The 8,678-nt window shown below is 67.0% G+C and carries 4 protein-coding genes and 1 tRNA gene; 2 read left to right on the plus strand and 3 right to left on the minus strand.

From position 1 onward, the window contains the following. Positions 1–3: 3 nt before the first annotated feature. Both FKP22_RS01320 and FKP22_RS01325 read left to right on the plus strand, forming a co-directional pair. A complete protein-coding gene (locus FKP22_RS01320; protein ID WP_141284423.1) occupies positions 4–2,190 on the plus strand; it encodes a xanthine dehydrogenase family protein molybdopterin-binding subunit in 2,187 nt (728 codons plus the stop codon). A 197-nt stretch (positions 2,191–2,387) separates the two neighbouring features. Next, the gene (locus FKP22_RS01325; RefSeq protein WP_141284425.1) at positions 2,388–3,263 is read left to right on the plus strand and encodes an aldo/keto reductase; all 876 of its coding nucleotides are present in this window, start codon (positions 2,388–2,390) and stop codon (positions 3,261–3,263) included. 101 nt (positions 3,264–3,364) lie between these two features. Here FKP22_RS01325 and FKP22_RS01330 read toward each other — a convergent pair whose 3' ends face one another. The 3 genes from FKP22_RS01330 to FKP22_RS01340 form a co-directional block, all read right to left on the minus strand. Continuing rightward, the gene (locus tag FKP22_RS01330) at positions 3,365–4,093 is read right to left on the minus strand and encodes an XdhC family protein (protein ID WP_310733298.1); all 729 of its coding nucleotides are present in this window, start codon (positions 4,091–4,093) and stop codon (positions 3,365–3,367) included. Between the two features lie 285 nt (positions 4,094–4,378). Further along, positions 4,379–4,466, minus strand: a tRNA-Ser gene (locus FKP22_RS01335). Positions 4,467–4,550: 84 nt separating this feature from the next. Beyond that, positions 4,551–8,678 (minus strand): DEAD/DEAH box helicase (locus FKP22_RS01340; protein WP_141284429.1); only part of this gene is annotated, 4,128 nt, incomplete at its 5' end.

Below are 8,678 nucleotides of genomic sequence, written 5' to 3' on the forward strand. Positions count from 1 at the left end.
GCCATGGCACGCTATCTTGGGAAAGAAATGACCCGCGTGGACGGGATCGCCAAAGTCACGGGCAAGGCCAAATACACGGCCGAGTTCCAGGTCCCGCATGTGGCCTACGGCTTCATCGTGCTGAGCACCGTGGCCAAAGGTCGGATCACCGCGATCGATGCCCGCGAGGCCGAGAACGCAGCGGGCGTGGTGCGCGTATTCACCCATCTGAACGCTGGCCGCCTGGGCAAGGCGCCAGCGGCCAGTGCGCCGCCGCAGTGGTCTTGGCCGCTGCAGTCGGATCGGGTGTTCTTCAACGGCCAGCCGATCGCATTGGTGGTCGCCGAAACTTACGAGCAGGCGCGCCATGCCGCACGGCTGGTCAAGGCCACCTATCAAACCGAGCCGCACGTCACCGAGTTGCAGACAGTGCTGGGCCGCGCCATGCCGATACCGCAGAACACGCTGCCACGCGGCGACCCGGCCGGCGCGCTGAAGTCGGCAGAGGTCAAAGTAGAGGCCGAATATCACATCCCGATCAACCACCACAATCCGATGGAGCCGCATGCGGCGATCGCGTTCTGGGAAGGTGAGAACCTCACGATTTTCGACAAGACACAGAACGTCTACGGCGTGCAGAAACACCTGGCCGAAGGCCTGGCCGTGCCGGCCGAGAACATCCGCGTGGTGTCGCCTTTCGTCGGTGGTGCCTTCGGCTCATCGCTCAAGCCCAACTACTACCCCTCGCTGACCGCCATGGCCGCGCGCGAACTCCGGCGTCCGGTCAAGGTGGTCTTCACCCGCACGCAGATGTTCACCGGCCACGGCTACCGGCCGCAGACGATCCAGAAGGTCGCGCTGGGCGCGGACCGCAGCGGCAAGTTGCAGGCCATCGTCCAGGAAGCGTTTCACAACACCTCGTCCTTCGAGGCGTTCTCGGACAACACCACCGGCTTTCTCAAACAGGTCTATGCCTGCGCGAACCTGGACATGCCGCTGAAGGTGGCAGCCACCGACTTGCCCACGCCGACCTGGATGCGCGCGCCCGGGGCGGTCAGCGGCATGTTCGCGCTGGAAAGCGCGATGGATGAGCTGTCCTATGCGCTAAAGATCGATCCGCTGCAACTGCGCCTGATCAACTACGCCGAGGTCGATCCGGTCAGCGGCAAGCCGTTCTCGAGCAAGGCCCTGCGCGAGTGCTACCGCCTGGGCGCGGAGAAGTTCGGCTGGAAGAACCGCAACCCTGAGCCGCGCTCGATGCGCGACGGCAAGCTGTTGGTGGGCTGGGGCATGGCGTCGAGCGTGTGGGGCGCGATGCAGATGCCTGCGAGCGCCAAGGTCACCTACCGCGCCGACGGAACCGCCAGCGTTGCCAGCGCGACCAGCGACATCGGACCCGGCACCTACACCGTGATGACCATGATCGCGGCGGAGTTCCTGGGCCTTCGGATGGATCAGGTGAAATTCGAGCTGGGTGATACACGCCAGCCTCAGGCCCCGGCGCAAGGCGGCTCGTGGACGACGTCCAGCGTCGGGTCTGCCGTGCGCGGCGCGGCGCTGACGATCACCGCCAAGCTGCTGGATTTGGCGAACCGCGAGGCCGCCTCGCCGCTGAGCGGCATCGCTGCCGAAAACGTCGAGATGCTCGATGGCCGCCTGCGCTCCAAGAGCGATCCTTCGCGCGCGGTCGACATTGCCGAGGTCATGCGGCGCACCGGTACCAACGAGATCACCGAAGTCTTTAACTCGACCCCATCACCCGAACGAGAAAAGTACGCCTCACTCGCCCACGGCGCCCAGTTCGTCGAGGTGAAGGTCGATCCCGACCTGGGCACGATGCGGGTGACCCGGGTGATCGAGATCACCGCCTGCGGAAAGATCCTCAACCCGCTGGCCTCGCACAGCCAGGAGATCGGCGGCGTGGTCTGGGGCATCGGGATGGCGCTGGAGGAAGCCACCGAAGTCGATCACCGCACGGGCCGCTTCATGACAGCCAACTTGCAGCATTACCACGTGCCGGTGAACGCCGACATCCACGCCATCGAGACCATCTTTGTGGAAGAAGACGACACCATCGTCAATCCACTGGGGGTCAAAGGCATGGGAGAGTTGGGCATGGTCGGCATTCCGGCCGCCATCGCCAATGCTGTGTATCACGCCACCGGCAAGCGCATCCGCGATCTACCGATCACCCCAGAGAAACTCCTGTGACTTCACCCAACCCGCAAGCTTGCGGTGGGTGGTGTGTTCTGGTCGCTGGATGTCGCCACCGGCAAGGGGCAATCGATTCCGGCGCGGGCTGCTCGCTTCGCTGTCCGCGCCAGTTGCGTTCTTCGTCCTCTGCGCGACGCCCGCGTCCCTGACGCCTGATCAGTCGTGCACAGAAAATTAACTACCGGAGAATCAAGATGAAAGTTGATGCCAGCCTTGCCGGTCAGTTCGCCATTGGCGGCGATCTGACGGTCAACCGCCTGGGCTTCGGCGCGATGCGCATCACCGGACCCAACGTGTGGGGCGAACCGGAGAACCGCGACGAGGCGATCCGCGTTCTGAAGCGCCTGCCGGAGATCGGTGTCGATCTGATCGACACGGCCGACAGCTACGGACCGTTCGTCAGCGAACAGCTCATCGCCGAGGCACTGCACCCTCACGGTAGGATCAAGATCGCAACCAAGGGCAGTCTCGTGCGCTACCCCGGCAACGCCACCAGCCCATCTTGGCCGGTGATCGGCGACCCCGCCTATCTGCGCCAGTGCGTTTACATGAGCCTGCGACGGCTGAAGCTCGAACAGATCGACCTCTGGCAGCTCCACCGCATCGACCCGAAGGTGCCGCGTGCAGAGCAGTTCGGCGCCATCCGCGAATTCATCGACGAAGGCCTGATTCGGCATGCCGGCCTGAGCCAGGTGCCGGTCGAGGCCATCGAAGAGGCGTGCAAGTACTTCCCAGTGGCAACGGTGCAGAACCGCTACAACCTGGCCGACCGGGCGGATGAGGACGTGCTCGACTACTGCGAGGCGAACGGGATCGGTTTCATCCCTTGGTTCCCGCTGGCGGCGGGCGCTCTCGTCAAACCCGGCGGAGCGGTGGACGCGCTCGCCAAGGCGAAGGGCGCCACGGCCGGCCAGATCGCACTGGCCTGGCTGTTGAAGCGCAGCTCCGTGATCCTGCCCATTCCCGGCACGAGCACGATGGCTCACCTGGAGGAAAACGTGGCCGCCGCGGCGATCACACTCAGCGACGAGGAATTTGCCGAACTTGATGCTGCTGCCCCGCGCGGTTGAACCCATGCACACGGCCTGCCGGCTGCGGCTGCCGCGGCCTGTGCAGGCGTGCGCCTTTCACCTTGAATAACCCGACCGAGCCCTCGGGCCTGGATCTGCCGTCAGATCAAATCTTCACGAACTCTCGCTTCCGACCCGACGTTGAAGTGCTCGCCAAGACGCTGCCTGCACGCCAGGCTGTTGCGCCGGCTTCCGATGGCACCGATGTACATCGCCTGGGTCGCAAGGGCATCGATCAGCGCGAGGTCGTCGAGCTTCGGGTCGTGGCTCAGCGCAATGACGGCGGTGCGCCGGTCCGGGCGGAAGGCGACGACGGCGTCGTCCGGCATGTCCGTCACGATCCGCGCGCCCGGCACGCTCCACGAACCAAGGTCCTCGCGCCGGGGGTCGCAGACGGTGACTGCAAAACCGTTGAAGAGCGCCATCGTGGCCAGGTACTCCGCCAGCTGCCCCGCGCCGATGAGCAGCATGCGGTAACCGGGGCCGAAGGTCTGCGATGCGAAGTCCGCATTGAGCTGCAAGGCCTCCGGCGCGCTCCTGTCGGCCAGCGACGCCGAGCCGTCGATCAAGCGAACCGTGCGGCGAACGAGTCGCCCCTCGGCGAGTGCGTCGACAAGCACTTGCAGCGGCTCGACAGCAGGGTCGAACTCCGCCAGCAGTTCGAGCGTGCCGCCACAAGGCAGGCCGAAGCGCCGCGCTTCGTCCGAGTTGACGCCGTAGCGCATGAAGGTGCGGGCGGCTTCATCCGGCTGGCGCCAGGCAGTGCGGCCAGTCACCAGCCGATGCAGGAGATCGTCCTCGATGCACCCACCGCTGACCGATCCGACCACCGCGCCGTCGGCAGCCAGCGCTGTTGGCGCCGACCGGAAACTGAGCCGCTCAGTTTCCGGTCGGCGCCAACAATGTGAATGGGCGGAGTGCAAGCACAGGGCGACGGGATGTCTGTTGGAACTGCGCGACGCAGCGCTCACTTCCATTTGAAAGTGGTTACCAGCTCTTTAGTCCGTCGCTACCACGCTACAAGTCAAACAATGCTGAAGCGGACTCAGCCTTGTAGGTAGATATGTAGGTAGGAAATGAAAACGGGGCGCAAGGCCCCGTGTTTCATCGACTTTTGGCGGAGAGGGAGGGATTCGAACCCTCGGTACGTTTCCGTACGCCTGATTTCGAGTCAGGTACAATCGACCACTCTGCCACCTCTCCTGATAGGTGCACCCGTGGTCACCGGGTGAAGCCTTAGATTCTAGCTCAGGTTCTGAGCCTTCCGCGAAGCTCGCGGAAAGTATTTCATGCCCCCGGTTCTTCCTTGTCTTCGCGCATCAAGGCGATGAGTTCGTTTGCGCTGGGCAGTGCGGTGGTTTCCTGGCCTTCTAGCAGCAGGTCCGCGAGTTCGCGCTTGTCGCGGTGCAGCGTGAGGATCTTTTCCTCCAGCGTGCCTTCGGCCACCAGGCGGTAGACCGTCACCGGGCGCTGTTGGCCGATGCGGTGGGCGCGGCCGCTGGCCTGGTCTTCGGCGGCGGGGTTCCACCAGGGGTCGGCGATCACCACGTAGTCGGCCACCGTCAGGTTCAGGCCGAAGCCGCCGGCTTTCAGGCTGATGAGGAACAGCTCGCCCTGCCCGCCCTGGAAAGCGTCGACGCGCTTCATGCGTTCGGCCGCGGGCGTGCTGCCGTCCAGGTACTGGTAGGCGATGCCGGCTTCGTCCAGTGGCGCTTTCAGCAGCGTCAGGAAGTCGACGAACTGGCTGAAGACCAGCGCCTTGTGACCGTTGGCGACCAGTTCGGCGGCCAGCTCGCCAAAGGCCTTGACCTTCGCACCGACCAGGCTCAGGTGCGGGCTTGCCAGGCGCGGGTCGCAGGCGGCCCGGCGCAGCTTCGTCAGCCCGGCCAGGATGTTGAACTGGGCCTGGCCGATGGCGTCGCCCGAGAGGCTGCGCTCTGCCGCGACCAATGCGTCTCGCCGCAAGGCTTCGTAGTGCGCCTGCTCGGCCGCTTCCAGCGGTATTTTCAGGACCAGCTCGGTGCGCGGCGGCAAATCGTCCAGCACCTGGGCCTTGGTGCGGCGCAGGATGAAGGGCGCGATCAGGCGGCGCAGCTGGCGTTGGGCGGTCTTGTCGCGCTGGCGCTCGATGGGTCCGGCAAAACGCTCGTTGAAGCGTGCCATCGTGCCGAGCAGACCGGGATTGCAGGCGCGCATCACGGACCACAATTCGCCCAACCTGTTCTCGATTGGGGTACCTGAAAGTGCCAGGCGGAACCGGGCCTGCAGCGCAAACACGGCCTGGCTGCGCTTGGCCGCGGCGTTCTTGATCGCCTGGGCCTCGTCCATCACCAGCGTGGCCCATTCTCGGGCGGCAAAGCGCTCGGCGTCCTGCTGCAGCAGCGCATACGAGACCAGCAGCACGCTGCCGGGGGTGTCGGTCGCAATCTGGGCCGTGCGGTCTGCCCCGGCTTCGCCAAACACCTGCACGCTGAGCGAGGGCGCGAAGCGGCGCGCCTCGGCGCGCCAGTTGCCAACCAGCGAGGTGGGCGCGACAACCAGCGCCGGCCCTTTGGATGCGCGCGACAGCAGCACCGCCAGCGCCTGCAGCGTCTTGCCAAGGCCCATGTCGTCTGCCAGGCAGGCCCCAAGCCCGGCCGAGGCCAGGCGCATGGCCCACTCGAAACCTTCTTCCTGGTACGGCCGCAGGCTGGCCTGCAGCGTGGCCGGCAGCGCGGGCACAACCCGCCGGGCTTCGTCCAGCTCGGCCAGGCGGCGGGCGAACGCATCGTCCACCGTCAGCTGGCTGCCTTCGGCCAGTTCCTGCAGCCAGGGTGCCGCCACCTTGGGCAGGCGCAGCGACGTCAGGTCGTCCTTGCCGGACTTGGCTTCCGCCACTGCGGCCAGGTCGGCCAGGCGCTCGCGCAGCTCCTGTGTGAGCGCCAGGTAGCGGCCATCGCCCAGCGGCACGAAGCGACTCTTGGCGCCGCTGTGCAGGCCCATCAACTGCTGCAGGCTCAGCACCAGCGCTTCGTCGACTGCCAGGTCGCCGTCCAGCGCCAACCATTCCTGGCGGGTGTGCACCCGCAGCGCCAATTGGGCCAGGCCTGCGGTGTCCACGCGCAAGGCCTTGCCCTGCGGCCAGTCCAGTGCCTGCAAGGCATTCAGCGGACGCAACCTTTCGACCAAGGTCAGTGCCTGTTCGGCATCGTCCAGCAGCCATTCGCAGGGTGCGCCGGCAGGCAGCGGCGGCAGCATCGGGCAGGCGTCCAGCACCGTGTCCAGGTGCTCGCGCTCCGCGGCGAGGTCGCGCTGCACGCCAATGGTTTCGCCCTTGACCGCGGCCACCACGCGCGCACGACCACCGCCCGGCACCAGGCGCGGGCCATCGTCGGCATGGTCAGGGCCAAAGGGCGCGGCGACCAGGCGGAGTTGCAGGCCATCGCCCACGGGAGACAGCTCGGCGCGCAGCCGTGAATCCGCGGTCAGCTCACGTGCGGCCTGCGCGCTCTGCGCTTCGTCGCTGTGGATGCGGAAATGCGTGCCCAGGCCGGTCAGCACCTCCTGCAGCTGGGCCACACCCTGCTGCGGAATGTCCAGGCCCTCGGGGCCGAGCAACTGGGCCACGCGTTTTTGCGCCGGCGTCAGGCGGATCAGCCGCGCGCGTTGCGGGCTGTCTCGCACCACGGTGATCAGGCGCAGCTGGTCCAGCTCCTTCTGCTCGGCGGCGCTGCCGGACCAGCGCGGCGTGGCGTCGTCGCCCACCACCTGCAGCGTGGGCCACAGGCGCACGCGCAGGCGCTCGCCTTCACGGGTCACGTCCAGCTCGGGGCCGGCTTCGGTCAGCTCGACCTTGGTCTCCAGCGCATCGTCGAACACCAGGCCGGGGTGGCCAACCAATGCGGCAGCAGCGGCAGCGAGGTCGAAACGCACCTGGCGGCTGTAGGCCTCCTGTTTCAGCGTGCGGGCCACGCGGGCATCGTGCGGCGGCAGCGACTCCGCGGTGCGCTGCAGCCGTGTCAACGGCACGTCCTTGGGCTTGCCCCAGCCGCGCACGCCGCGCTTCTGCTCCATGGCCTGCAGGTCCAGCACCTGGCCCTGGCGGCCCAGCTCCAGCACCCACAGCAGCTGGGTTTCATCCGAGGACGTGGCGCCCGCGGCTGGCTCGGGCGCAACCACCGCGCGCAGTGCGTCCAGCGCCACTTCCCAGCGCTCACGAGCACCGCGGATGAAGAACACCGTCTGCACGCGTTCGCCGGACAACACCTGCAGCGCAGCGCGCAACTGGCCGGACAGGAATGCCAGCCCTGCCCCATCAAGCTGTGCCTGCAGGCGCTGTGCGGCGTCCATCTCGTCGATGGACAGTGGCTCGGGCTGCGCGCCTTCCTTGAGCCATGCGCGCATCAGCCAGCGCCACAGGTCCAGCGGCGAGGTCTGCACCCTGCCGCCCAGCGTGTACGGGCGGAAAGGCCCCAACTCGCGCGGCACGTCGCCCAGCCGCATCTGGATGGCAAGTGCGATGAAGCCATACGGCCCGTCCAGTACCGGCTCGCGCTTGCCGCCTTCGGCCAGGCAGAACTTCAGTGCCTTGCGCAGTTGCTCCGGGCCGCCCTGGGCCAACAGCGCCATGGGATACCAAGGGCCGATGACGGTCGAGACAAAGCGGCTGCGCTTGCCGCTGAGCTTGCGCAGCGCCGCCAGGCTGGTCTCGAAACAGGTTTCGGCTTCGACCCATTGGCCGGCATGCGCCAGCTCGACGCCACGCAGGCATTCCCGCATGGCCAGTCGGCCCGGCAGGGTGGCATCGGCCTGGCCTTCGGGCGCGGGGCGCAGCGCGGGCGCCAGCAATTCGTCCAGCTGAGACAGTTCACCGGTGCAGCAGAAGGCCTCGGCCAGGCACCAGCGCAACAGGTTGGTGGACACCGGCTCGCTGGGCTGGCGGGCAGATTCCTGCAGCAGCGCGCTGACGGTGGCCGGCAGGTCCATGCCGGTGGGCAGGCGCCAGTTGTGGGTCCAGCCCATGACCAGGTCCAGCATCGCCAGCGCACGCACTTCGACGTGCAGCCAGTCGACCATGGGCGGCGCCATCAGGCCTTCCAGCACGGCCGGCAACAGTTGCTCCACAGCGTCGCAGCCCCAGGGCAGGCGCGATTCGAGCTGGCGCAGCTTCGCCAGCTCACCGCCGCTCAGTGCCTCCAGGCGCAGGCGGGCGACGGCGGCTTCGACCGACGGGAGACGCCCGTCGTAGCGCGAATGGCCAATGCTGATCGCGGGGTAACCGTCGACCATCGCCAGCGTGCTGCGCAAGGTCTCCAGCGACAGGTCCAGCAGGGCAGACCAGGCGGGGGCCAGCGCCCTGGGCGCAGGCGTCCAGAAGCCGGTGCGCCGCAGGTCCTGCTCGACCCAGCCGGCCTTGGCCAGTGCTTGCAAGGTCAG

This window comes from Ideonella azotifigens, from assembly GCF_006519715.1.
In the GTDB taxonomy this organism is placed as follows: Bacteria; Pseudomonadota; Gammaproteobacteria; order Burkholderiales; family Burkholderiaceae_C; genus Ideonella; species Ideonella azotifigens.